The following is a 24,314-nucleotide window of genomic DNA, read 5'->3' on the forward strand; positions in this document are numbered from 1 at the left end:
TCGTCCATCGTCTCCATCAGCCCTGCGGGCCGCTCAGCGCCCCAGTTGCTCCAGCTTGCGGTCGATGAAGGCCAGCAGTTCCGGCGTTATGCCGGTGGCCGCGCGCGCCCGCGTGTAGGCTTCACGCGCCTCGGGCAGGTGCTGGTCGGCCTGCAGCGAAATTGCCAGCCCCATCCACCAGACGCCGTTGCCAGGCGCCAGTTGCAGCGCGTCGCGGTAGTAGCGGGCCGCCTCCGCGTGACGCTGCTCGCGTTGCAGCACGCCGGCCAGGAAGGCCAGATAATCGGCACTGTTGCCGGCGTATGGCAGGGTCGCCATCAGCGTTTCCAATGCCGGACCGCCGCGTTCCAGTTGCAGCCGCGCCAGCACCATCGCCAGCCCGGGTTGGCGCGGATCGATGCCCAAGGACAGGCGCAACTGGCGGATCGCCTCGTCGGTTCGTTTGTTTTCCAGTAGCAGGCTGACATAGGTTTGACGCGCCGCCTCGTTGCGCGGATCGATCTCCAGCGCGCGTTCCAGATCGGCCATCGCCACGCTCAGGCGCCCCTCCTGCAAGGCCACCAGCGCGCGGCGGTAGGCGCCGTCGGATTCGAGCTTGGGTGTGAGCTCGCGCCGGCTGACACCTTCGGCCTGGGCCGGCTTACGCTCGGGGCGGTGCGCCTCGCTGTCGGGCGCGGGGCGGCGCGGTTCCGACGCGACGGCGTTGTCGACGGCCACGCTGCCGGACGGCGGCGTGGCGGCGGCCCGTGCCGGCACAGACTTGGCCGGCCGGCCGTCAAGTTGCGCCGGCCCGGCGGATTTCGGTGCGGGTTCGGCGGTCGGCTCGGCGGTCGGCGCGGGCGCCGCCGCCAGTTCCGGCGCCACCGGCTTGGCCGTCTCGGCCACATGCGCAGGCGGCGGCGCGCTCGCTGCGCCCGGCGGAGGCTGGTTGAGCACCACTTTCGGCACCGGCGCCGGCGGCGCGCGATGGCTTTGCCAGTACTGCCAGCCATACCAGCCGCCCGCGGCCAGCACGGCTACCGCCGCCACGCCCGCGCCGGCCAGCATCATCGGCCGGCGGTCGCGTTCCGGCGCCGGTACCGCCTTCAATTCCTGGGAGTGGACCGCGCCGTCGCCGGCGCCGCCGCGCTTGTCCAGATCCTGCAGCATTTTATTGATCAGGCTCATTTTGTCAGCGCCCATGTCAAACCGCAGGCCGCGACCAGCACGCTGACGCCGGCGGCCAGCCACGGCCAGCGTACGCCGGGGCGCGCGCCGACGACGCCGTTGGTGTCCTGCGCCGCCAGCTTGACGTGGCGGCGCGTGACCTGCTGCCGGCCCTCGCCAAAGCACAGCATCAGCGACTTGTTGGCCATGATGTTGACCAGCCGGGGAATGCCGCCGCTGGCGCGGAACAACTTGCCGATCGCGCCACGGCTGAACAGCCGCCCGCCGGTATAGCCGGCCACGCGCAGCCGGTGCGCCAGATAGTATTCGATGTCGTCCCGGCTCAGCGGGCCGAGGTGGTAATGGAAGGTGATCCGCTGCGCCAATTGGCGGATCGAATTGGCCTGCAAATGCTGGTTCAGCTCAGGTTGGCCGAACAGCACGATTTGCAACAGCTTGCGCTTTTCCGTCTCCAGATTGCTCAACAGCCGCAGCGCCTCCAGGCTCTCCACCGGGATCGCCTGCGCTTCGTCCAGCAACAGCATGACCTGCTTGCCGGCGTGCGCCAGTTCGATCAGGCGATAGGTGATGGACTTGAGCATCTGGTGCTGGTCGACATCGCGCGCCAGGGTCACCTCCAGTTCGTCGGCCAGGGCCAGCATCAGGGTGCGCGGCTCCAGGTACGGATTGGGAATATAAGCGGTGACGAACTCCGGCCCGACCGTGGCGATGAACTTACGGCACAGCAGCGTCTTGCCGGTGCCGACCTCGCCGGTGATCTTGATGAAGCCCTCGCCGCTCTTGGCGGCGACCAGCAGGGTGTTGAGCGCCTCCTGCGAGTGCGGGCTGGTGAAGAAATAGCTGGTGTCCGGCGTGATGCTGAATGGCGCCTCGCGCAGGCCGAAGTGTTTGCTGTACATGATTAATTGCGCTCCCTGGCGCGGCGCGGATCGAGCTCCTTGATGCGGCGGCTGCTGTCGAGCAAGTCCTGGTTCCAGTCGGAGCTCGATTCGACGATGGTCGGCTTGATCAGCACCACCAGCTCGCGCTTCTGGATCACCTCGCCGGTGGCGCGGAACAGCGCGCCGACCACGGGAATGTCGCTGGCGCCGGGCACGCCGGAACGGTCCGACGTCGTCGCCTGGCGCATCAGGCCGCCGATGGCGACCACTTGGCCGTCCTGGCCGCGCACCATGCTGTCCATCTCGGAGGTCGACGACGCCGCCAACGGCAGGCTGAAGTTACCCAGGGTGCCCAGATTGACGCCCTTGTTGACGGTCGACACCTGGCTCACCGACGGGTGCACATGCAGGATGATGTTGCCGTGATCGTCGATCTGCGGCGTCACGTCCAGCACCACGCCGGAGAAGAACGGTTGCAAGGTCAACGTCGGCGTGGTGATGCCGCTGCCGTTGCCGTTGGTGGTAGTCGTGGTGCTGATGCCGGTGACGAAGAACTCGTCGGTGCCGATCTTGAGCAACGCCTTCTGATTGTTCAGCGTCGCGATACGCGGGCTCGACAGCACGTGCACGGTGCCCTGCCCTTCGAGGAAGGAAATCAGCGCCGCGAAATTGCTGGTCTGGAACGCCAGGCCGAACAGCGAGCCGACCGCGTCGGACACGGCGCCGATCGAGGCCCCAGGCACGGCCACCGTGCCGGCGGGGCCGGAACTGGTCAGCGAGCCGGTGGCGCTCACGCCCAGCGGCGTCAACGACGTGCCCGGCTGCACCAGCCCGGCCGAGATGCGGCTGTTGGTGCTGAGCTTGCCGAAGGCGGCCCAGTTAATGCCGCTCTGGAAGTTGCTGTTCAACTCCACCTCGAGGATCTTCGCCTCCAGGATCACCTGGCGGTCGACCGACAACTGGGTCGCGCGCAGATACTGGTCGACATTGCGCAGCTCATCGGGCATGGCGCGGATCACGATCACGCCCGACTGCGGGCTGATGGTCACGCTGCGGCCATCTTTGCCGGTTTCGATGATCGCCTCGAGCGCCGTCTTGAGCTCCAGCCAGAAATCGCTGCCGGATGTGGTTTGCACGTTGGCCGCGTCCCTCTGGGTCTGGTTGCCGCCGGAATTGTTGCCGTTGTTACCGTTGTTGCCCGAGTTATCGTTGTTGTTGCTGTTGTTCGAATTGTTATTGTTACCCGAATTGTTTTGCGAACCGCTGTTGCTGGTGCCGGCGTTGGCCACCGACGTCGACGACACGCGCAGGCTCGACACGCCCTTGCGGATCGCCGTCAGGTAATTGACCTTGAACATCTTGGTCTGCATCGTCAGCGGACGGATGTAGATGCGCGTGCCCTCTATCTTGTAGTCGTAGCCGTACAGCTCGCGCACCGCGTCGAGCGCCTCGACCAGCGTCACATCCTTCAGGTTGGCGGTGATGGTGCCCGTCACATCCGGATTGATCAGCATGTTGTAGCGCGTGCCGGCCACGATGGAATTGAAGAACTGCTGCACCGGCACGTTGTTGAACGACACGTTGAAGCGTTCCTCCAGCACCGCACGCGCCTTCGGCAACTGCTCGGCCAGCTGCGACGCGGGTGGCAGTAAGGCGCTCGCCACGGCGTCGGCCTGCGCGGCGGCCGGCGGTTTGGCCTTGAGCGCCGTGTCGACCTCGGCGTTGATCTTGTTGTAGGTATCGCGCTTGGGCGGCGTCGAGCAGCCGTTCAGCAGCAGCGTCGTCAGGATGGCGATGGTCAGTATTTTTTGCATATGCATTCGTTTAACGTTGATGAACGGGCGTCTTCGAGCCCGTCCCGGTGTCGGGGAACAGGGTCAACACCTGTTTCGCCCGTCCGTGTTGCAACACCACTTGATTCTTGCCGATCTGGACCAGCACCGCGCCATTGATCTTGTCGCCCTTGCGCAGGGTCTGGCCGTCGATCACCGCCACCTCGCGGCCGCGCGTGCCGATCAGAATCGACTGCAATCGCGGGCCGGCACTGGCCACCGGCGCATCGGCGGCGCCCGGCGCCAGCAGGCGCGATTCCGGCGGCGGCTGCGTCGGATCGGCCAGGGTCTGCGCTCGTGCCGACGGCACGGCCAGCACCAGCGCCGACAGCGCGGCCGCCAACCAGGCATGTCGCACGATGGCGCTCATAGTTTCATCCATTTCTGATCCAGACTCAGCGTGTAAAGCGTCAAGGTCAGGCGCGAGTTCGGGTACTGCTGCGCGTCCAGGCTGGCCTTGCCCCAGAACAGTTGCACCGGCAATGCCTCCAGCGCGGCCATGTAGCTGATCATGTCCAGATAGCTGCCCTGCAAGACGATTTCCACGCCGTGCCGGTACAGCAGCTCGCGCGGTTTGGCAGCGGCAGCGGCCGGCTGGGCTGGCTGATTCGGCTGGACTGGCGCGGAGATCTGCGCGGCGCCGCCGGCCACCGGCGGCGCGGATGCGGCTAAGCTCTCGTTCATGCCGGTCACCGGCAAGGTCTTCATCGCCATCAACCGTAATTTTCCGTGGCCGCTGAGCAGGTTTTCCAGCAGCGGCGCGATCTTCTCCGGCGCCACCAGTCCCTTTTGCACGGCCAGCAGGCCGGCGCTGATGCGGTCGATCTCGGCCCGCGCCGTTTGTAACCTGGCGCGCTCCTGGGCATCGGGATCAAGATTGAAGCCTTGCGCCTTGGCCGTGATTTCCATGTCGATGCCGGCGATCTGGTTTTGCTGCTGCTTGATCTGCGCCAGCAGCAGTTTTTGCTTCGCCAGCATCGGCTCGACCGCCATCGTGTAAATCATGAACAGGATCGCCGCCGTCACCGCCACGAACACCATCGCCCGCTCGCGCAGGGTCATCGCGTCCAGCTTGGTGCTCAGCTTGAGCCATTGCTGTTGCAGTTGCTGCTTCATTGTTCGGTCCTCGCCACCGCGGTCGACTGCAAGCTGAATTGCACGAACGGCGCCGTGGTCGCCACCGGTGCGGCCGGTGCCGGCGCGGGCGTCGGAGCGGCGGCACCGGCGACTGCCGGACCGGTAGCGGTCGACGGCGCGGCGGCCGGCATCAGTTGCGCGTCCGGCCGGGAAATATCCAGGCTGGCGAAACTTTTGCCGTGCATAACCCGCTCCGACTTCAGGCGGGCGATATAGGCCGGTATCAAGGTCGGCTGCATGGCGCGTCCCTGCACGCCGATGTCGTTGCCGGCGCCGACGATGGACACGCCCGTCAACCACAGCCCGCTAACGTTCTGCCGCGAAAACGCGCGAAAATACTCGGCATAGCCGGCCGCGTTGCCCAGCGTGCCGTCGCGCAGCACCGATTCCACTTGTTGCAGCGACCGCAATTCCGCCTCGGCCTGGGCAACCTCGGTCGCGATGGTGGCGCTTTTCTGGCGTGGCGCGAACTGTTTGTTGGCCTCCACCAAGCGGCGCTCGCGGTCGGCCAGCAAAGTTTTGCCCGACGCGGCGGAACGTTCGAGGTCGGCCACACGCTGGCCGGCGTACCACGTCAGCAGCAGCGCGCCGGCGACGATCACGCCCAGCGCCTCGGCCATCGGCAAGGCCGTGAACACCTTCTTCTGCTTGAGGAAGATCGGGTTGAACAGATTGATCTGCTGGCTCACAGCACCACCTCCTCGTGCCGAAGGGCCGCGCCCAACGTCAGGAAGAAACGCTGCTGCTGCTCGACGTCCAGCAGCGCCGGCGCTTTACTCAGATCGAACACGTCCTCCAGCCCCATCGCCTCGACCGGCATGTACAGATTCGCCGCCAGATACTCGTGCAAGCCCTGCGCGCCGGTCGGCGCCAGCAGCAGCTTGATCACGTTGACGTAGTTGAACTGGCGGTCGAAGTGATCGAGCGAACGCTGCAGCTCCAGGGTGATCTTGTCGAAGCAGGTTTGCTGCTTGTCGGTGTCCGGTTCCAGCAACTGCGGCAGGGTCACGTCGATCCGGCGCGACAGATACAGCTCGCCTTTGAAGGTGATCGTCAACAGGCCGCCGCCGTCGTCGAACGACAGCATGGCCAGGCCCCTGCCCTCGGTTTCCAGCAACGCAGAGATGTTCCGCTGCGCCATTTCAGGGATATCGATGACGTTCAGTTCGATCTTCGCCTCGGCGAACAGGCCCTGGCGCGACTGGATCAGCGCGTTACGGGCGGCGATGGCGAACATGGAATGCGAGCGCGACGGCGCGTTCGGGTCGACCGGAATATCGAGCACGTCGATGGTGGCGTCGTCGACGTGGAAGTCGAGCATATCCTTCAAGCGCCAGCGCACCGCCGTTTTCAATTCATCCTGCGGGACGTTGGGGGCGTCGACGGTCAGCATCTGGTACTCGCCGCCGCTCAGCATGGTGCCGAAGAGGAAATTGGCGGCCTTCAAATCCTTGCTCACCTTTTCCAGCGACTCTGCCGACAGGCTGGCGTTGGACGGATAAAACGACGACAGCTCGACCACTGCCTTGGCGTCGCGCACGCGCTGCACGCGGCCAGCGCAGATGCCGTCGCGTTGGAACGAGACGGTCAGCCAGCCATCCTTTTTTTTGCTTCTTTTGAGGAATCCCATACCAGCGACCTAAATGGTTACCAGCACACGAGGTTTACGCGCTAGTTGATTGATTATATTCAAGTTACACCACTCGTTTGCCAAAAATTAATAGTAATGCCACAAAAACACACACATTGTCATGTGGCTTGTTTCTTTATAGCTGCGCCTCGATGACGCGCTGTACATAATCGGGGCCTGGCGCGTTGTTGGGGCAGGCATTATTTGCGGGCTGGTTGCAAGCGGTGACTCTGACCCTAACGCCGCCGGCGGTCGAATCGGGCAGGGTTGGATCAGCGTTGCCGTACCCTGGCGCCGGAACTGCATTACAAGACACCGTCACCGTAAAGGCGCTTAACGTGGCAGCAGGCAAGCCGAAGCTCACGACTGTGGGGCAGACCAGTCCACCACTTGGCTGCAAGCTAGCAAAGAGCGCCCATTCCATTCCCGCCCGCGCCGCCAAGTACGCGCGCGCCCCCTGCTCGTCTTGCGAGGCGCTGGCTTGCTGCGAGGTCGTCAGCGACACAACGGCCACAGCCAACCCGGCGAGCACCACCAACAGAAAGATGGCCGTGACAAGCGCGACTCCGGCCGATTTTCTTATCATCCGCAGCTTCATGGCGTATTGTCCACGTGGATCTGATGACTCAGGGTGACGGTTTCCACGGCGTTGCCACCGTTAACGTCCGGCCTGCCCAGCGCGAGATTCAAACCTATTAGCGCGCTCTGCTGGTTGCCGATGGCATTGACGGAAAAATCGCAACCGACCACATTGTTTGCCATGAGATCACCGGCATTCGCTGTGGGGGTGGGCTGGACTGCGAAGAAGTTGGATGCAACGGACCGCCTCAACGTACCTCTGCCGTTCGCGAATCCCTCGCAGCGGAATGTCACAGGCTCCGTCACAACCTGGAAACGCTGGCCGGGCGACTGGTTCGGACTAGCCTGTTCCGCGAATACATTGCGGCCATTCCCCAACGCGTCGCCATTCTGATACCGTTCATAAGAAATGGTGCGGCCAGCGACACCGGTGATCCGCGCAAGATTGTCACGCGCGTAGGCGTTCGCGCCGGCAAAGCCCGGACCGAGGTTATAGATGACAATATAATTATTCGCGCCGCCCGGCGCAAAAGTCAGCGCTGGCGTTGGCATCGGGCCAATCACATTGAACGGCGCTGCGATAGCGCTCGTGAAGCTCAACGGCGTCGCGCCGCCCCCTGCATTGTCCTCGATCGACACATACTTGCCGCCCGATATAGTAGGGATAAACTCCAGCCACCAGACACCGTTGTTAACCGTCAGGCGCACGCTGTTGGGTAAAGCGGTGCGCAGTTCGCGTGCCATACGGCGCAACGCCAGATCGGCGGCGTCGCTGAGCTCGGCACGTGCGGCGGCATCGGTGTAGTTCTGCACCGGACGACGAATAAACAGCACCATGATGCCAGCCAGTATGCCGGTGATGACCATGACGACGATCGCCTCCACCAGCGTAAAACCACGCTGGCGAGCCGCAAAATGCCGCAAATGTCGAAGGCTGGTTCTCATGGAATTAATTGGTTGGCGCATACCGCGTGCGGTAGCCGTCCAGCTGAATTATTTCGCCGGGGCCGTATGTAGTTCGGATGGTGATCTTCAATACCTGCAGGTTGTTGGCCGCCGAGACGATGTTGCGGCCGTTTGGCCCGAGCGCGCCATTACCATTCGGCGAGCCGGCAGGGCCCAGCACATTGAGTTCCACCGTCGTCGTAATCGGGCCCAGCGAGCTGTTGCCCATCGTGTTGAGGTTCTGATCCCGGCCCAGCGCTCGACCGTTCACGTCCCGATCCACCCCGTCCGCACCGGCGAACGTGCGCTCTTCAACGCCCGGGGCCGTCGCATAATCGGCGACGCTGGCATAGGGACGCGGCGCGCCGGCCGGACGCTGGCCAAACGCCGCGACTCCGCCGGGCGTAGCACATGTTGCCGCACCATAGTTGGCATCGGTGGGCGCGCAAAAGGTGAGGCCGGCCGATTGCACTTCCTCCATGTAGGCTTCGGCGATCAGCATCGCCTGCTTGCGGCGCAGCGGATCTGCACTGGACTTGGTGCTGAGGTTCAGAACACCGATGATACCGGCGGCGGCAACGCCCATGATAACCATGAACATCACCAGCTCGATGATCGTGAGGCCGCGTTGGCGTTTAATGGACATAACCGGTCCCGGCTTCCACTGTAAATTGGAAAGCGCTGGTGCCGCTGGAGAAACTCAGCGTCATCGGCGCGACAAAGCTCACCGAATTGGGCGGAACGACAGCGTTTGAGGGATCGATAATATTGAACGGACGGCCCATGGGGTCGAAGAAGAACACCCCGCTAGCAGGCGTACCGGCCACCGCCACACTGGCGGGCGTGCCTTCGCACATCCAGTTGGCCACATAGTTGCCGGCCTGCGTGCAGGCGGCGCGGGTCGCAGTGCTGCCGCTATTGATGCCGCCCGGCGCGAAGGCCAGAGCGGCGGCGGTGTTGCAGTTGGCGCTAAAACACACGGCCAATCTAGCTGGCGTTGCCATGACAAAAACTTGCCGGTTTTGCGCAATGGCAAGCTTCTGCGCGTAGCGGATCAAGGACTTGGCCTGATCGGAATAAGCGCGCCCGGCGAACGTATCGCCATCAAAAAACCGTGAGGCGCCGATCGCGCCGAGGATGCCCATGACGACTATCACAGTCACCAGTTCGACCATAGTGAAGCCGGTTACCGGTGAGTGACAGGCGGCGCCAGCCAGGCGCCGCTGAGCGTGATGGCGAATCAAGGCAACACCGGGCCGGGGCGATACGCTTACTGACAGTTCGCGACAGTAGGGGCGTTGGTGAGGGCCGGTGCTACGTTGACGCCAGTAGACTGCGTGTAAATTACAAAGCAGGTCGCGCCCGTTGGGGTGTTAGCCACGCTATTAGGTATGATCGCAACACTATTCGCCGGCACCGTAGGGTTGTTGTCGGTGCTGGCGGTGCCGGCGGGAAGAATCGTATAGTCCGAATTGCTCAGGCCCGCAGCGACGGCGATAGATGTTGCAGCCGGGTAGCCGTTAACCATAGCCACGTCAGCACCCTCCATCGACATGATCCCATTGACGACTGACGCAGGATTGATCAAGAACTGGCCATGAGCCAGCGACGCTCCGGAAGACATAGCTCCGCGCGCAGCCGCTATGGAAGCGGCACGGGCATCACCAGTCAAATTCGTGAACCGTGGCAACGCGGTCGCCGCCAGAATGCCAAGGATAACAATCACGACGATCAGTTCGATCAGCGTGAAGCCCGACTGGGCTGCTGGTTTACGGAATGCGCTCATCGCTGCCTTGTTCATTTTCACTTCTCCAAGTCGTCCATTAAGTTGAAGAAAGACAGCGCGAATTGCGTCAGTCTTTCACTTGCTCAAAGGCCACACCGAGAGGTTCTGGTGCGCCTGACGGCTTGGCGGGGCGATGGGGCAAGCGAAGTAATTTTACCTTGAATTTCAAACGTTTCGTTGGGGCATCTAAAAACGGACTACTGATATTTAACAAATAAACCACCGATTTATCACTTCGATCAAACGCCCAATTCCCCTCGCCGATATCGGCATCGCTAGGGGAAAAGTACTCGCCGGCGTAATTGGCGGGCTTATCTTTCAACCAATCAAACGGATTTTGTTCGGCCAAAATCGTTAAATCTATCGTTCCACTGGGCAATTTCCCGTGCTCAACCTTAATTTCTAAGGCGGTGCGCAAGCTCGCCACCGTCATCCACATTGCCGCCTCGTCCGCCTCGCGCTGGTAATGCCAAATCCGTTGCAGCAAAACCGTGGTCAATATGCCCACGATTACGATAACCAAGGCGAATTCCAGCAAACTGGCGCCGCGTTGTTTCTGCGTCACAAATGTTGTCAAGAAATTCAGCGGATCCCTCGTTTTTGGCATCACTTATGCAAGGCGGCTTTGCCCAGATCCCAAATCGGCAGGAAGATGCCCAGCGCCAGCACCAAAACCATGATGCCCAGGAAGACAATCAGGATCGGCTCGATCTGCGCCGACAGCGTCTTGAGCTCGTAATCAACCTCGCGTTCGTACATCTGCGCGATCTCGTCCATCAAATCGTCGATCGAACCGCTCTCCTCGCCCACCGCGATCATTTGCAGCACCACCGGCGTGAACACGCCGGCCGCCGCGGCCGTCCGCAGGATGCTGTCGCCGCGCTCGACGCCGTCGCGCATCTGCTCGACGCGGGCGCACAGGTAGGCGTTGTCCACTGTCTGCGACACCACCGTCAACCCTTGCACAATCGGCACGCCGCTGCGGTTGGAGAGCGCGAAGCTGCGGGCGAAGCGCGCCATCGTCGCTTTCAGGATGATCTTGCCGGCGACAGGAATCTTCAGCTTGAACTTGTCCCACTGGTATAAGCCGCGCTGCGTGCCGACCCAGGCGCGGAAACCCCATACGCCGACGACCGCCGCCACGGCCATCACCGGCCAGTAACGCACGGTAAAGTTGGAGGTCCCGATCAGTATCCTGGTCATCAACGGCAACTCGGCATGCAGCGACTTGAACACGCCAACAAACGCCGGTATCACAAACATATTGACGACCACCATCGCCGCCACCATGGCCATGACGACAAAACTAGGATAACGGGTCGCCGTCTTGACGCGCTCGCGCATATCGCGGTCGAATTCAAGGTGATCGAACAAGCGCAGGAACACCTCCTCCAGTCGCCCGGTCATCTCCCCCACCCGCACCATCGACAGGTAAAACGGCGAAAACACATCCGGATGGCGGCGCATGGCGGCCGACAGTTCGCGGCCCGAGTCGAGCGACTCGCGCAAATCCTTGATGACCTTGCCGAACGACTTGCTGACCGCCGACTCCTGCAAGCCCGCCAGCCCGCGCATGATCGGTACGCCGGACTTGAGCAAGGTATACAACTGGCGGCTGAACAATTGCACGTCCATCGACGTGACCTTCTTCTCCAGCAGCCGCGACAGCCAGCTCTCGCCATTGGCGGCGACGGCTTTTTGCGTGACGGTGATCTCGATCGGCGTCACGCCCGTATTGAACAGTTGATCGGCGACGGCGCCACTGTCCGGGCCCTCCAGCACGCCTTGCATCAGTTCGCCGCGCGCGTTGCGGGCTTTATAGGCGAAGAACGGCACGTCAATCCTCGGTCTGGTTACTGATGCGCATCGCTTCCGACACCGTCGTGCGGCCCTGCACCACCAGCTGCACCGCGTGGCGGCGCAAGGTTTCGCCGGCCATCTGCGTCGCCGCCACCTTCAGGAAGTGGGCCGGATCGGGATCGTTGGCGGCGTCGACCACCGCCCGCGTCATCTCCAGCAACTCGTAGACGCCGGTACGGCCGCGATAGCCCATGCCGTTGCAATGCGAACAGCCCTTGCCGTGGAAATAGCGCGCCTTGTCGACTTTGTCGTTCAGTTCCATGCTCAGCCACTCGCGCTCGGTGGGCGTCGGCTCGTACGGCGTGGTGCAGCTTTCGCAGATCAGGCGCACCAGCCGCTGCGCCAGCACCGCCTGCAACGAACTGCCGACCATGTAACGCGGCACGCCCATGTCCATCAGCCGCAGCGGCGTGCTCATCGCGTCGTTGGTGTGCAAAGTCGACAACACCAAGTGACCGGTCATTGCGGCGCGCAGGCCGATTTGCGCGGTTTCCTGGTCGCGCATCTCGCCGACGAGCACGATGTCCGGGTCCTGCCGCAGCGCCGAGCGCAGCACGCGCGCGAAGTTCAGGTCGATCTTGTCGTTGACTTGAACCTGGTTGATGCCGGCCAGCCGGTATTCGACCGGGTCCTCGACGGTGATCAGTTTCTTCTCGACCGAGTTGAGTTCCGACAGCGCGCAATACAAGGTGGTGGTCTTGCCGCTACCGGTCGGCCCGGTCACCAGCACCAGGCCGTTCGGACGCTGGATGATGGCGCGGAATTTCTCCACCAGGCCGCGCGGCATGCCGATGGCGTCCAGCCGCAGCTGCGCGCCGCCCTGGCTCAGCAGACGCATGACGACCGATTCGCCGTACTGGGTCGGCATGGTCGAGATACGCACGTCGATACGCTGGTTGCGCACGCGCACGGCGAAGCGGCCGTCCTGCGGCAGCCGTTTCTCGGAAATATCGAGGTCGGACATCAGCTTCAGGCGCAGCGCCAGCGAGGGGGCGATCTTGATATCGGTCTCGGTCTGCAAGTGCAGCACGCCGTCGATGCGGAAGCGGATCTGCAGCCGCCCTTCCTGCGGTTCGATGTGGATGTCGGAGGCGCGCACCTGGGCGGCGTCGTCGAACACCGACTGCAGCAACTTGACGATGGGCGCCTCTTCCAGGTTCGGATTAGCGGCCGCCAGCGCGCCGAAGTCGACCGAGACGTCGCCCAGATCCTGCTCCAGCTCGCGCGCCAGGTCCGAGATATCCTCGGTGCGGCGGTAGATGCGGTCGATGACGCCCAGCACCTCGGTCTCGTTGACGACCGCGAGCTCGATGTTTTGTTTGACGATGCGGGCGATCTCGTCGTACGCGAACAGATCGGTCGGATCGGACATGCCGACCAGCAGCACGCCGCGCCGGTCCTCCAGCACCAGCGCGCGGAAGCGGCGGGCCTGCGTCTCCGGCAGCATGCGGACGATCTCGGGATTGACGTTGAAGAACTTCAGGTTCAGGTACGGGATGTTGAGCTGGCGCGCCAGCGCGCCGGCGATCTGCTCCTCGGTGACGTAGCCGTTCTCGATGAACACGCGGCCGAGCTTGCGCCCGCTGCGCTTTTGCTCGGCCAGCGCCAGCCCCAGTTGTTCTTCCGACAGCAGCTTTTGCTGTACGAGAATTTCCCCCAGCCTGACTTTCTCCGGCCTTGCCATGCTTGCTCCCTAATTACCAAAAACCGATTTAGACCGCTCAACCCCGCACCCCATTGACGTGGGGTCGTACCCCATGGGGTACGACCCCGGGGTGGCTTGGGGTTGGGGGTCACTCATGATGCCACACGACAACTTGCGGCCATTCTAGTGCAGATTACCCCACTTCCCCAATGCCAAGCTCGCCTATCTGCACAGGATGTCGCTTTCTTCGCACGAATGCGCTACAGTTGTGGTTCGTTTCCTGTGGCCACTATTCCCTTTCATGACCGTACCCGCCCTGCGCTTGCAACAAGTCGTTCAACGCTATGGCCAAACCAGCGTGCTGCGGGGCGTGAATCTCGAACTGCATGCGGGTGAATGCTTCGGCCTGGTCGGCGTCAACGGCGCCGGCAAGACCAGCCTGATCAAATGCGTGCTTGATTTTTGCGCGCTCGACGGCGGCGCCATCGACATCTTCGGCCAGCCGCACCACCGCCCCGCCAGCCGCCAGCCGCTGGGCTTTCTGCCGGAACGCTTCACGCCGCCGTATTACCTGACCGGCGCCGATTTCATCCGCTACCTGCTCACCCTGCAAGGCCTGCGCTACGACGCCGGCGAGGTCGCCAAAATGATGCACGCGCTCGACCTGGACCTCGACGCGCTCAAGCGCACGGTACGCGGCTATTCCAAAGGCATGACGCAAAAGCTTGGCTTGGCCGCCTGCCTGCTCGCGCGCAAGCCCGTATATATATTGGACGAGCCGATGAGCGGCCTCGACCCGAAAGCGCGCGCGCTATTGAAAGAACAACTGCGCAGCCTGCACCGCGCCGGCAGCACCCTGTTCCTGACCTCGCACGCGCTGGCCGACGTGGACGAGCTGTGCGACCGCATGGCCATCCTGCACGACGGCCGGATCCGCTTCGCCGGCACGCCGGCCGAATGCCGCGACCAATACGGCGCCGACAGCCTGGAACAAGCGTTCCTGGCCTGCATCGCGTGAGCAGCATGTACCAGTCCCATTTCCAACTGCGCGAATCGCCGTTCGGCATCACGCCGAATCCGGCCTTTTTCTACTCCGGCAATACGCGCGGCGAGATCCTCGAAGCGTTGCTGTATGCGGTCTGCCACGGCGAAGGCATCATCAAGGTGACCGGCGAAGTCGGCGCGGGCAAGACCATGTTGTGCCGCATGCTGGAGAGCCAGCTGCCGCCACATATCGAGGTCATCTATCTGGTCAACCCGAATTTGAACCCGGTCGAAGTCCAGTTCGCGATCGCAGCCGAACTCGGCCTGCCGACGCGCGGCTTCCGCGTCGACGAGGTACAGCGCGGCCTGCACGCCCATTTGATCGGACGCCACAGCCAGGGCCAGCAGGTCGTGCTGCTGGTCGAGGAGGCGCAGGCGATGCCGCTCGAGACGCTGGAGGCGATCCGCCTGTTGACCAATCTGGAAACGGCGCGCAGCAAACTGCTGCAGATCGTGCTGTTCGGCCAGCCGGAGCTGGACCAGCACCTGGAGCTGCCGAACATGCGCCAGCTGCGCGAGCGCATCACCCACAGCTTCCACGTGCCGGCCATGGAGCCCGCCCTGGTGGCCGAGTTCCTCGACTTCCGCCTGCGCGCGGCCGGCCACGACGGCCCGGCCGTGTTCAGCCCTGCCGCCGCCAAAATGATCGGTGTCAGCTCGGAGGGCATCGTCCGCCGCATCAATATCCTGGCCGACAAGGCGCTGCTGGCCGCTTTCGCCGACGACGCCGAGGTGGTTGACAAGCGCCATGTGCGCGCGGCGATCCGCGAATCGCCGTTCGGGCATGGCCGCGCGGCCACATTGTTAAATCGGCGCCCGCGTCGCTTCTTTGTCCGCACTGTTGCAATCGGAGGTTTGCTGGGGCTTTTAATTGGAGCAATATGGTTGAGCGTCCTTGCGGTGGCACCGAATTTGTAAGATCATGCTAGCTATATTGCATATGCACAACATCCTGCGTTCCCCCTGGGCCGGAGAAACAATGAATAAACTAGCCTTGACCATCGTCCCCGTGGCTTGCAGTGTGTTACTTGGCGCCTGCGCCACGCGCAGCCTGCCGACCTCGCCCACCCACGTCAGCGAAGCACCGCGTCCGGGCGGGTCGATCCCCGAGCCGGTGCGGCAAAGCGCGGTGCTGCCGCCGCCCAAGCCGACCGCCAAGGTCGAGACCTACAGCGTCACCGTGCACAAGGTGCCGGTGCAGTCGCTGCTGTTCGCGCTGGCGCGCGACGCCGGCCTGAATGTCGATGTCCATCCGAGCATCGAGGGCATGGTCACGCTCAACGCGCTGGACCAGACCCTGCCCCAGCTGCTGAGCCGCATCCAGCGCCAGGTCGACATGCGTTATGAAATAAATAACGGAACCTTGACGGTGCTACCGGACACGCCGGAATGGCGCAACTACAAGATCGACTACGTCAACATCGCGCGCAGCACCAGCAGCAGCGTCAACATCGCAACGCAGATTTCCACCACCGGCGGTGGCGGCGGCGGCGCCTCCAATCCGGTCGGCGCGACCGCGTCGGGCAGCGGCACCAGCAATACCGGCAGCAACAACCAATCGTCGAACAGCAACAACGCGACCAGCAACGGCAGCAACAATTCAACGACCGTGGTCAACAACCGTTCCGACAACAATTTCTGGTTCACGCTGGAAAAGAACATCCGCGACATGCTGCGCTCGTCCAATCTGAACGACAACCCGGTCGATCCGCTGGCCGGCGTTCAGCAAAACGCCCAGCAAAATCAGCAGGGCGGCGGCCAAGCCGGCCAAGCCCAGCAGGCGCCCGCGGCGTTCGACACCGGCGCCTTCGGCCAGTCGCGCAACAATGCCAACCGCCCCAACTCCGTCATCGTCAACGCCGAGGGTGGCCTGATCGCCGTGCGCGCGACCAGCCGCCAGCACGAGAAGATCCGCGAATTCGTCGATATCGTGCTGGGTGCGGCCAAGCGCCAGGTGCTGATCGAGGCGACCGTGATTGAGGTCCGCCTCAACAACAACTACCAGCAGGGCATCAACTGGTCAAGCCTGTCCAACTCCGGCCTGCAGATGCGCCAGGGGCAAGTCGGCGCCACGATCCTGCCGAGCGCCGTCAATCCCGGCACCAGCCCCGGCATTTTCCTGCTGAACTACACCAACCCGACCAGCCGCCTGGGCAACATCGCCGCCACGCTGGAACTGCTGGAGTCCTTCGGTAAGGTCAAAGTGCTGTCCAGCCCGAAAATCAGCGTCATGAACAACCAGACGGCGCTGCTCAAGGTCGTCGACAATAACGTCTTCTTCTCGATCAAGGTCACGCCGGCCGTGCTGGGCATCAATGGCACGCCGACCTCGCCGGCCACCTACGAGTCCAAGCTGGAGACGGTGCCGGTCGGCTTCGTCATGAGCGTGACGCCGCAGATCGCCGACAACGACGACGTCACCATCAACGTCCGTCCGACCATCACCCGCATCGTCGGCACCGTCAACGACCCGAATCCGGCCCTGGCCGACGCCAAGGTCACCAGCGCCGTGCCGGTGATCCAGGCGCGCGAGCTGGAATCGCTGATGAAGATTCCGAGCGGCCAGATCGCCGTCATGGGCGGCCTGATGCAGGATTCGGTCGACAACGCCAAGGACGCCATTCCGCTGCTCGGCAGCGTGCCGGTCATCGGCGATCTTTTCTCGTACCGTAACGAGAAAAGCAGCAAGACCGAGCTGGTGATCTTCATGCGGCCCATCGTGGTCAAGGACGCCAGCGTCAACGGCGACTACAAGGATTACCGCTACCTGCTGCCGGGCGAAAAGCCGGACACCCAGCCCTACCCCGTCCCGCAAGCGCCCCCTGCCCCCACTACCAACGGGAACGGATCATGAGCTTACTGATGCAGGCGCTGAAGAAGGCCGAGCGCGCCAAACAAAGCTCGGCGGTCGAGGACGAGTCGGACCGGCCGTCGGAGGAATTCGACGCGGTGCTGGCGCTCACGCCCGAGCCGGCGCCGCAAGCCGCCGTACCGCCCGCCAAGCGCGAGCTTAGCCTGGACCTTGAGCCGATGGCAGAATTCAGCCTGGAACCGCTGGCGCCCGAAGCGCCGGCCGCCAGCCTGACGCCGCGCCCGTCGCCAAGTCCGTTGCCGCCGCCCAGCGACCATCTGGACGCCGGTCTGACGTTCGACCTGAGGCCCGATCCGTCCGCGCCGGTGGCCCCCACGCCGGCCTCGGCTCCGCCGCAGCGCGCGCAGCCGCAAGCGCCGCAGCCTGCCCCGGCATCGACAACCAGCGCGGCAGCCGCCACTGCTGCGCAGAACAACGCCCAGAACACCCACGGCGCCAACGCGGGCGGCGCCGCCAAACCGACGGCTGGCGCCAAAGCATCAGCGGCTGCCAAACCGCAGGCCGGCGACAAAACCGCCGGCAAGCCGCGCGGCGCCGCCCGCGCCCGCGCGGCGGCCGCCGCGACGAACGAGCCGGTCGGCATGGACCCGGAACGCCTGCGCCTGATCGGCCTGCTCTCGATCCTGGCGCTGATCGTCGCCGGCTTCGGCTATTACTACTGGCAGGCGGTGGTCGCGCCGGGCGCCGGCTCGCGCCTGCCGCCGGTACCGATGCCGCCGCCGGGCGCCACCGGCGCCACGCCGGTGCAGGTGATCGGCGCCGCGCCGGGCACCCCGGCCGCCCAAAACGGCCAGCCCGCCGCCGGCACGCCCGGCGGCTTCGTCGACCCGATGGCGGTCGACGCCAGCGGCAGCGCCATGCTCGCGCCTTCCGTCAACCGTGGCGGCCGCGACGACCTGGAACGCCGCCTGGCCCGCACCGAGCAGGAACTGGCCGCCGCCCAGCAGGCGATTCAAAGCCAGCTCGCCGGCTCCGCGCCACGCGTGGAAAGACTGCCGCCGGTCGCCGCGCCCGACAACAACGCCGAGATCCGCGTCGCCCGCGCCGTGCAGCCGGCCAAGATCGCGCCGGCGGTGGAAACCGCCTACCAATCGTTCACCAATGGCGACCTGCCCAACGCGCAGAAACAATACGAGTCCGCGCTGCGCCAGGAACCGACCAGCCGCGACGCGCTGCTGGGCCTGGCGATGGTGCATACCCGCCAGAACCAGGGCGCACAGGCGGCGTCCTATTACCTGCGCATGCTCGAACTCGATCCGAACGACTCCACCGCCGTCGCCGGCCTGGTGGGCATGCGCTCGGGCGACACGGCTCAAAGCGAAGGCCGCCTCAAGGCCATCCTGGCCACCAATCCGGAAGCCGGTCCGGCGCTGTTCGCGCTGGGCAACCTGTACGCGCAGCAGAACCGCTGGTCCGACGCCCAGCAAACCTTCTTCCGCGCCTACAGCGCCTCGCCCGACAATCCGGACTACGCCTACAACCTGGCCATCGGCCTGGACCGCCTGAACCAGGGCCGGCTCGCGCTGACCTACTATCAGCGCGCGCTGGTGCTGTCGCAGGACAAGGCGGCCGCGTTCGACCGCAACGCGCTGCGCATCCGCATGCACGAGCTGGGCGCGGCGCAATAAGACTGTGCAATAAGAACATCACCAACCACTATCGATGGCAGAACAAGCAAAACTCCCGCTCGGCAAACTGCTGATCCAGAAAGGCGTCATCAGCGAAGACCAGCTGCGCATCGCGCTGATCGAGCAAAAACGCAGCAACGAGCCGCTGGGAAAACTGTTGATCACGCTGGGCTTCGTCACCGAGGCCACGGTGCGCATGGCGCTGTCGGAAAACCTGAACCAGCAAAGCGCCGACCTCACCAGCCTGGTGGTCGACGCCATCGCGCTCAAGCTGATCCCCAAGGAAGTGGCCAAGCGCTACCGCGTGTTCCCCATCGTCTACGAGCGCCAGACCGACAACCTGATCCTGGCCATGTCCGACACCAGCAACATCGTCGCGCTCGACCAGATCAGCGCGATGCTGGTCAAGGGCATCACCATCAGCCCGCTACTGGTCAACGAATCGGACATCCAGCGCGCCATCGACCAGTACTACGGCTTCGAGCTGTCGATCGACGGCATCCTGCACGAGATCGAAACGGGCGAAGTCAACTATGCAAGCCTGGGCACCACGTCCGACGAGTACAGCCAGCCGATGGTGCGGCTGATGGACGCCATCCTGGCCGATGCCGTGCAAAACAGCGCCTCCGACATCCACTTCGAGCCGGAGCAATCGTTCCTGCGCATCCGCTACCGCATCGACGGCATCCTGCGCCAGATCCGCAGCCTGCACAAGTCGTACTGGCCGGCGATGGCCGTGCGGCTTAAAGTCATGTCGAACATGAACATCGCCGAGACGCGCGCGCCGCAGGACGGCCGCATCTCGATCAAGTTCTCCGGCCGGCAGATCGATTTCCGCGCCTCGGCGCAGCCGACCACGCATGGCGAGAACTTCGTGCTGCGCGTGCTCGACCGCCAAAAGGGCCTGGTGCCGCTCGACGGCCTGGGCCTGGGCGAGGCCGAACTGAGCCTGCTGAAGCTGATGATCGCCCGCCCCGACGGCGTGATCCTGGTGACCGGCCCGACCGGCTCGGGCAAGACCACCACCCTGTATTCGATCCTGAACCACATCAACACCGAGAGCGTCAACATCATGACGCTGGAGGACCCGGTCGAATACCCGATGAACATGATCCGCCAGACGTCGGTCAACGAATCGGCCAAGATGGGCTTTGCCGAGGGCATCCGCTCGATGATGCGGCAGGACCCGGACATCATCCTGGTCGGCGAGATCCGCGACAAGGAAACCGCCGAGATGGCCTTCTCGGCCGCCATGACCGGCCACCAGGTGTATTCGACCCTGCACACCAACTCGGCGATCGGCTCGATCCCGCGCCTGCTCGACATCGGCGTCGTGCCCGACATCATGGCCGGCAACATCATCGGCATCATCGCCCAGCGGCTGGTGCGCAAGCTGTGCACGGCGTGCCGCGAGCCGCACATCGCCGACGACGTCGAGCGCCGCCTGCTGGGCCTGCCGGAGACGGCCGGCCCACAAACCCTGTACCGCGCGGTCGGCTGCGACCATTGCGCGCACCAGGGCTACAAGGGCCGCATCGCCATCATCGAACTGCTGAAGATGACGCCGGCCCTCGACGAGATGGTGGCGCGCCGCGCCTCGTCGCGCGAACTCAAGACGGCGGCCGCCAACAGCGGCTTCCACAGCCTGATCGACGACGGCGTGCGCCGCGTGCTCGAAGGCGTGACCACATTGGAAGAAGTGGGACGTGTGGTTGACTTGACAGAGCGGCTGACCGAAAGGCTGGCCAGCTGATGCCCCAATACTTCTACCGCGCGATGGACGCCGGCGGCCAGATCTCGCCCGGCAACATGGACGCCGCCAACGAGCCGGACCTGGAGCTGCGCCTGCACCGCATGGGCCTGGACCTGATCGACTGCCGTGTCTCACGCGCCAAGGTCGTGGCGTTGAAACGCGTCATCACCCGCCGCGACCTGATCAACTTCTGCTTCCACATGGAGCAGCTGACCGGCGCGGGCGTGCCCATCCTCGAAGGCTTGAACGACCTGCGCGAAAGCATCGACCACCCGCGCTTCCGCGAGATGATCACCGGCCTGATCGAGAACATCGAAGGCGGCCAGCAACTGTCGGCCGCGCTGGCGGCGTATCCAGAGGTGTTCGACCTGACCTTCACCAGCCTGATCACCGCCGGCGAACAGAGCGGCAAGCTGGCCGAAGTCTTCAAGAACCTGTCGGAAAGCCTGAAATGGCAGGACGAACTGGCGTCGCAAACCAAGAAAATCGTCATGTACCCGGCCGCCGTCGGCGTGTTCGTCACCGCCGTCACCTTCTTCCTGATGATCTACCTGGTGCCGCAACTGACGTCCTTCGTCAAAAACATGGGCAACACGCTGCCGCTGCACACCAAGGCGCTGATTTTCGTCTCCAACATCTTCATCAACTACTGGTACGTGCTGGTGGCGGTGCCGCTGATCGCCTTCTTCGTCGGCCGCGCCTGGCTGGCGCGCAGCGAGCAGGCGCGCTACGCCGCCGACGGCTTCAAGCTGCGCATCTGGATGATCGGGCCGGTGCTGCACAAGATCATCCTGGCCCGCTTCGCCACTTTCTTCGCGATGATGTACGGCTCGGGCATCACCATCCTCGAATGCATCCGCCTGTCGGAGGGCATCGTCGGCAACCGCGTCATCGCGGCCGGCCTGCGCCGCGCCGGACAGTTGATCTCCGAGGGCCAGGGCATCACGGCGGCGTTCCAGAACACCGGCATCTTCCCGCCGCTGGTGATCCGCATGCTCAAGGTGGGCGAGACCACCGGCGCCCTCGACGGCGCGCTGCGCAACGTCAGCTACTTCTACAACCGCGAAGTCAAGGAGATGATCGAGAAGGTGCAAGCGATGATAGAGCCGGCCATGACCGTGATCCTCGGCGTGATGGTCGGCTGGATCATGCTGTCGGTGATGGGCCCGATTTACGACACGATCAGCAAGATCAGAACCTGAGGCTGCCGTGACGAGCAAACACCTACTCTATCTCAGCAGCGAACAACTGCACGCCTACCAGTGGCGCAACGGACGCTTGACGGGCGGCGTCCGCTTCAACAACGACCGCGCCGGCGTCGACGATTTCATGGACTACATCGACCACGGCAAGCACGCGCCGGTCTACCTGCTGGCCGACCTGATCGAGGAAGATTTCCAGCGCGTCCACGTGCCCCACGTGGGCGGCCGCGCCGGCGCCAAGCTGATGCAGCGGCGCCTGCTGCAGCAATACCGCGAGACGCCGTTCCGCCACCACGAGGTGCAGGGCCGGGAGGCGCTGGGCCGCCGCGACGATATCGTGCTGCTGTCGGCGCTGACCAATCCGTCATCGGTGCAGCCGTGGGCCGAGGCGCTCGAGCAACTCAAAATTCCGCTGGCCGGCCTGTACTCGACCACCCTGCTCAGCGAGGCATTGGTGCGCAAGCTGGCCATGCGCGACGAGCACCTGCTGCTGGTGACGCAGCAGTCGGCCGGCTGGCGCCAGAGCTACTTCCAGAACGGCCAGCTCAAATTCTCGCGCCTCACGCTGGCCATCGACCGCGACGGCGACGCCGTCAACATCGGCACCGAGACAGGCAAGACCCAGCAATTCCTGACCAGCGTGCGGCTGATGGCGCGCGGCAATGTGCTGGAAACGGCGGTGATCGCCCCCGCCGCCGCCATTCCGGCGCTGGAGGCGCAATGCGAGGAAGGCGCCGAGACGGCGTTCCGCTTCATCCCGCTGGAGGGCGTGACCGACCGGCTCGGCATCAAGACCGGCGACGGCGACGTGGCCGACCTGGCCGGACGGCTGACCGATCCGCTGATGCTGGCCTTCCTGGCGCGCACGCGTCCGGCCAGCCACTACACCTTGGGGCCGTTGCAACGCTACTTCAAGCTGTGGCGCGCGCGCGTCAACCTGTATCTGTTCAGCGGCATGCTGGCGGCGGGCTGCGCGGTGCTGGCCGGGATCAACCTGTGGCAACTGAGCGAGGCGCGCAGCGACACCGCGCGGCTGGCCGCCGAGGCGACCTCGTACGACCAGCGCTACAGCGCAGTCATGGCCGCGATGCCGCCGCGCGTGACCACCACCGCCAATATGCGGGCGGCCGTCAATGTCGAGCGCATGCTGGTGACCCAGGGGCCCGGACCGCAACAATTGATGGGCATCCTCAGCGAGGCGCTCGAACAATCGCCGCAGATCCGGCTGTTGCAGCTGGACTGGAAGGTCAATCTGCCGGCCACGCAAGTCATGGGCCAGAGCGGCGGCCCGGCGGGCGTCCAGGCCGGCGCGGCCGATATGAGCGGCGCCGGCCAGGTGGCGCCGATGTCGTCGCTGCTGGCCGGCATACCGGGGAGGCCGCCGCAGGCGCTGCTGCTGGAGGCGGAAATCATGACCGACCAGGACGACTACCGCAACGCCGTCAATACGATGAACCTGTTCGCGCAGCAACTGGCCGCCCATCCGCGCCTGATCGTCGAGGTCGACAAGCCGCCGCTCGATACGCGCTCCTCCGTCAAGCTCAACGGCAAGGCCGGCGTGCAGGCGGTCGAGACGCGCGCCAAATTCTCCCTGAACCTTGTGTGGCAGCCATGAGCACCAATCCCGTCACCGGCAAAAAGCCGGCGCGCGCCAGTGTCGCGCTGCCCTATTGGATCAACGAGTTCGGCCTGATCCGCACGGCGGTGCTGACCGCCGTCGCCGCCGTGACCATCGGCATGACCTGCGTGCTCGTCACCGGCTGGCGCCAGCAGGACGCCGACGCCGAGCTGCAACGGGTGCAGCGCGTGCGCGACGCCGCTTATTCGCGCTATGCGCATGTGGACAATGAGAAACGCGATATCCGCAACTTCCAGCAGCGCTATATCGAGTTGCGCGAGCGCGGGCTGATCGGCGAGGAGAAGCGGCTGGAGTGGGTCGATGCGATCCGGCAGACGCAGGAGCAGCGCAAGTTGCTGCCGCTCAGTTATGAGATCGATCCGCAGCAGCCGGTGCGGCTGGAGTCGGCGCTCGATCTGGGCGAGTATCAGTTGCAGGGCAGCCGTATGCGATTGCATATGGAGTTGTTGCACGAGATGGATTTGTTCGATTTCCTGGGGGATTTGCGCGAGCGGAGTTTCTTTGCGGTGCAGGATTGTTCGATCAAGCGGCTGGGGGTGGTGGCCGGGGCGGCTGGGGCCGCGGCGGGGCCGACCTTGGGCGCGGATTGTACGCTGAACTGGATTACCATGGCGCCGGCGCCGAAGGTGGCTCCGGTGGCTGAGCGGAAGAAAGGCAAGGCATGAAGGCCTCGGAGATGTGTGTGTTTCCTCGGTATGCTACCGTCGCGGGGCT

General features: G+C 64.2%; 23 protein-coding genes. 8 read left to right on the plus strand and 15 right to left on the minus strand.

The genetic code is table 11. The annotated features are described in order from the left end of the window. Positions 1-33: 33 nt before the first annotated feature. The 15 genes from MRBLMU1_RS17860 to MRBLMU1_RS17930 form a co-directional block, all read right to left on the minus strand. Positions 34-1,167: a tetratricopeptide repeat protein gene (locus MRBLMU1_RS17860; protein ID WP_363503764.1), complete on the minus strand. Its 1,134-nt coding sequence runs from the start codon at positions 1,165-1,167 to the stop codon at positions 34-36. Next, on the minus strand, positions 1,164-2,066 hold the full coding sequence (locus MRBLMU1_RS17865; RefSeq protein ID WP_363503766.1) for an ExeA family protein: 903 nt from the start codon (positions 2,064-2,066) through the stop codon (positions 1,164-1,166). Before MRBLMU1_RS17865 ends, MRBLMU1_RS17860 begins: the two co-directional genes overlap by 4 nt. Before the next feature lie 2 nt (positions 2,067-2,068). Further along, positions 2,069-3,862 carry a pilus (MSHA type) biogenesis protein MshL gene (gene mshL, locus MRBLMU1_RS17870; RefSeq protein ID WP_363503768.1) on the minus strand — a complete coding sequence of 598 codons (1,794 nt, stop codon included), beginning with the start codon at positions 3,860-3,862 and terminating at the stop codon, positions 2,069-2,071. 10 nt (positions 3,863-3,872) lie between these two features. Then, on the minus strand, positions 3,873-4,262 hold the full coding sequence (locus tag MRBLMU1_RS17875; protein WP_363503770.1) for an MSHA biogenesis protein MshK: 390 nt from the start codon (positions 4,260-4,262) through the stop codon (positions 3,873-3,875). Further along, on the minus strand, positions 4,247-4,996 hold the full coding sequence (locus tag MRBLMU1_RS17880) for a hypothetical protein (RefSeq protein ID WP_363503772.1): 750 nt from the start codon (positions 4,994-4,996) through the stop codon (positions 4,247-4,249). Before MRBLMU1_RS17880 ends, MRBLMU1_RS17875 begins: the two co-directional genes overlap by 16 nt. Next, positions 4,993-5,706, minus strand: coding sequence for an MSHA biogenesis protein MshI (locus MRBLMU1_RS17885; protein WP_363503774.1), 714 nt, complete (start codon positions 5,704-5,706; stop codon positions 4,993-4,995). The genes MRBLMU1_RS17880 and MRBLMU1_RS17885 overlap by 4 nt, the downstream gene beginning before the upstream one ends. Next, complete coding sequence (locus MRBLMU1_RS17890) at positions 5,703-6,647, minus strand: pilus assembly protein PilM (protein ID WP_363503776.1); 945 nt, start codon at positions 6,645-6,647, stop codon at positions 5,703-5,705. The genes MRBLMU1_RS17885 and MRBLMU1_RS17890 overlap by 4 nt, the downstream gene beginning before the upstream one ends. Positions 6,648-6,783: 136 nt before the next feature. Next, entirely contained in the window at positions 6,784-7,245 is a 462-nt protein-coding gene (locus MRBLMU1_RS17895) for an agglutinin biogenesis protein MshP (protein WP_363503778.1), read from the minus strand. Further along, positions 7,242-8,171: a type II secretion system protein gene (locus tag MRBLMU1_RS17900; RefSeq protein ID WP_363503780.1), complete on the minus strand. Its 930-nt coding sequence runs from the start codon at positions 8,169-8,171 to the stop codon at positions 7,242-7,244. The genes MRBLMU1_RS17895 and MRBLMU1_RS17900 overlap by 4 nt, the downstream gene beginning before the upstream one ends. Before the next feature lie 4 nt (positions 8,172-8,175). Beyond that, the gene (locus MRBLMU1_RS17905) at positions 8,176-8,817 is read right to left on the minus strand and encodes a type II secretion system protein (protein ID WP_363503782.1); all 642 of its coding nucleotides are present in this window, start codon (positions 8,815-8,817) and stop codon (positions 8,176-8,178) included. Next, on the minus strand, positions 8,807-9,346 hold the full coding sequence (locus MRBLMU1_RS17910) for a pilus assembly FimT family protein (protein ID WP_363503784.1): 540 nt from the start codon (positions 9,344-9,346) through the stop codon (positions 8,807-8,809). The genes MRBLMU1_RS17905 and MRBLMU1_RS17910 overlap by 11 nt, the downstream gene beginning before the upstream one ends. A 95-nt stretch (positions 9,347-9,441) precedes the next feature. Then, positions 9,442-9,972 (minus strand): type II secretion system protein, encoded by a 531-nt coding sequence (locus MRBLMU1_RS17915; protein ID WP_363503786.1) that lies wholly within the window; start codon positions 9,970-9,972, stop codon positions 9,442-9,444. A gap of 52 nt (positions 9,973-10,024) precedes the next feature. Further along, positions 10,025-10,522 carry a type II secretion system protein gene (locus MRBLMU1_RS17920; RefSeq protein WP_363503788.1) on the minus strand — a complete coding sequence of 166 codons (498 nt, stop codon included), beginning with the start codon at positions 10,520-10,522 and terminating at the stop codon, positions 10,025-10,027. 41 nt (positions 10,523-10,563) lie between these two features. Then, a complete protein-coding gene (locus MRBLMU1_RS17925) occupies positions 10,564-11,793 on the minus strand; it encodes a type II secretion system F family protein (RefSeq protein ID WP_363503790.1) in 1,230 nt (409 codons plus the stop codon). A gap of 1 nt (position 11,794) precedes the next feature. Beyond that, on the minus strand, positions 11,795-13,501 hold the full coding sequence (locus MRBLMU1_RS17930; protein WP_363503792.1) for a GspE/PulE family protein: 1,707 nt from the start codon (positions 13,499-13,501) through the stop codon (positions 11,795-11,797). A gap of 262 nt (positions 13,502-13,763) precedes the next feature. Between MRBLMU1_RS17930 and MRBLMU1_RS17935 the strand changes: the two genes are divergently transcribed. From MRBLMU1_RS17935 to MRBLMU1_RS17970, 8 genes are all read left to right on the plus strand, one after another. Then, entirely contained in the window at positions 13,764-14,480 is a 717-nt protein-coding gene (locus tag MRBLMU1_RS17935; RefSeq protein ID WP_363503794.1) for an ABC transporter ATP-binding protein, read from the plus strand. Positions 14,481-14,485: 5 nt separating this feature from the next. Continuing rightward, entirely contained in the window at positions 14,486-15,424 is a 939-nt protein-coding gene (locus MRBLMU1_RS17940; RefSeq protein WP_363503796.1) for an ExeA family protein, read from the plus strand. A gap of 61 nt (positions 15,425-15,485) precedes the next feature. Then, entirely contained in the window at positions 15,486-17,360 is a 1,875-nt protein-coding gene (gene mshL / locus MRBLMU1_RS17945; protein WP_363503798.1) for a pilus (MSHA type) biogenesis protein MshL, read from the plus strand. Next, the gene (locus MRBLMU1_RS17950) at positions 17,357-19,006 is read left to right on the plus strand and encodes a tetratricopeptide repeat protein (RefSeq protein WP_363503800.1); all 1,650 of its coding nucleotides are present in this window, start codon (positions 17,357-17,359) and stop codon (positions 19,004-19,006) included. Before mshL (MRBLMU1_RS17945) ends, MRBLMU1_RS17950 begins: the two co-directional genes overlap by 4 nt. Positions 19,007-19,040: 34 nt before the next feature. Further along, positions 19,041-20,759, plus strand: a complete 1,719-nt coding sequence (locus tag MRBLMU1_RS17955) for a GspE/PulE family protein (protein WP_363503802.1) — start codon at positions 19,041-19,043, stop codon at positions 20,757-20,759. Then, complete coding sequence (locus tag MRBLMU1_RS17960; protein ID WP_363503804.1) at positions 20,759-21,961, plus strand: type II secretion system F family protein; 1,203 nt, start codon at positions 20,759-20,761, stop codon at positions 21,959-21,961. Before MRBLMU1_RS17955 ends, MRBLMU1_RS17960 begins: the two co-directional genes overlap by 1 nt. 7 nt (positions 21,962-21,968) lie before the next feature. Beyond that, the gene (locus tag MRBLMU1_RS17965; RefSeq protein WP_363503806.1) at positions 21,969-23,576 is read left to right on the plus strand and encodes a hypothetical protein; all 1,608 of its coding nucleotides are present in this window, start codon (positions 21,969-21,971) and stop codon (positions 23,574-23,576) included. Further along, on the plus strand, positions 23,573-24,265 hold the full coding sequence (locus MRBLMU1_RS17970) for a hypothetical protein (RefSeq protein WP_363503808.1): 693 nt from the start codon (positions 23,573-23,575) through the stop codon (positions 24,263-24,265). Before MRBLMU1_RS17965 ends, MRBLMU1_RS17970 begins: the two co-directional genes overlap by 4 nt. Positions 24,266-24,314 lie beyond the last annotated feature (49 nt).

The organism is Burkholderia sp. LMU1-1-1.1 (assembly GCF_040675865.1).
GTDB lineage: Bacteria > Pseudomonadota > Gammaproteobacteria > Burkholderiales > Burkholderiaceae_D > Rugamonas.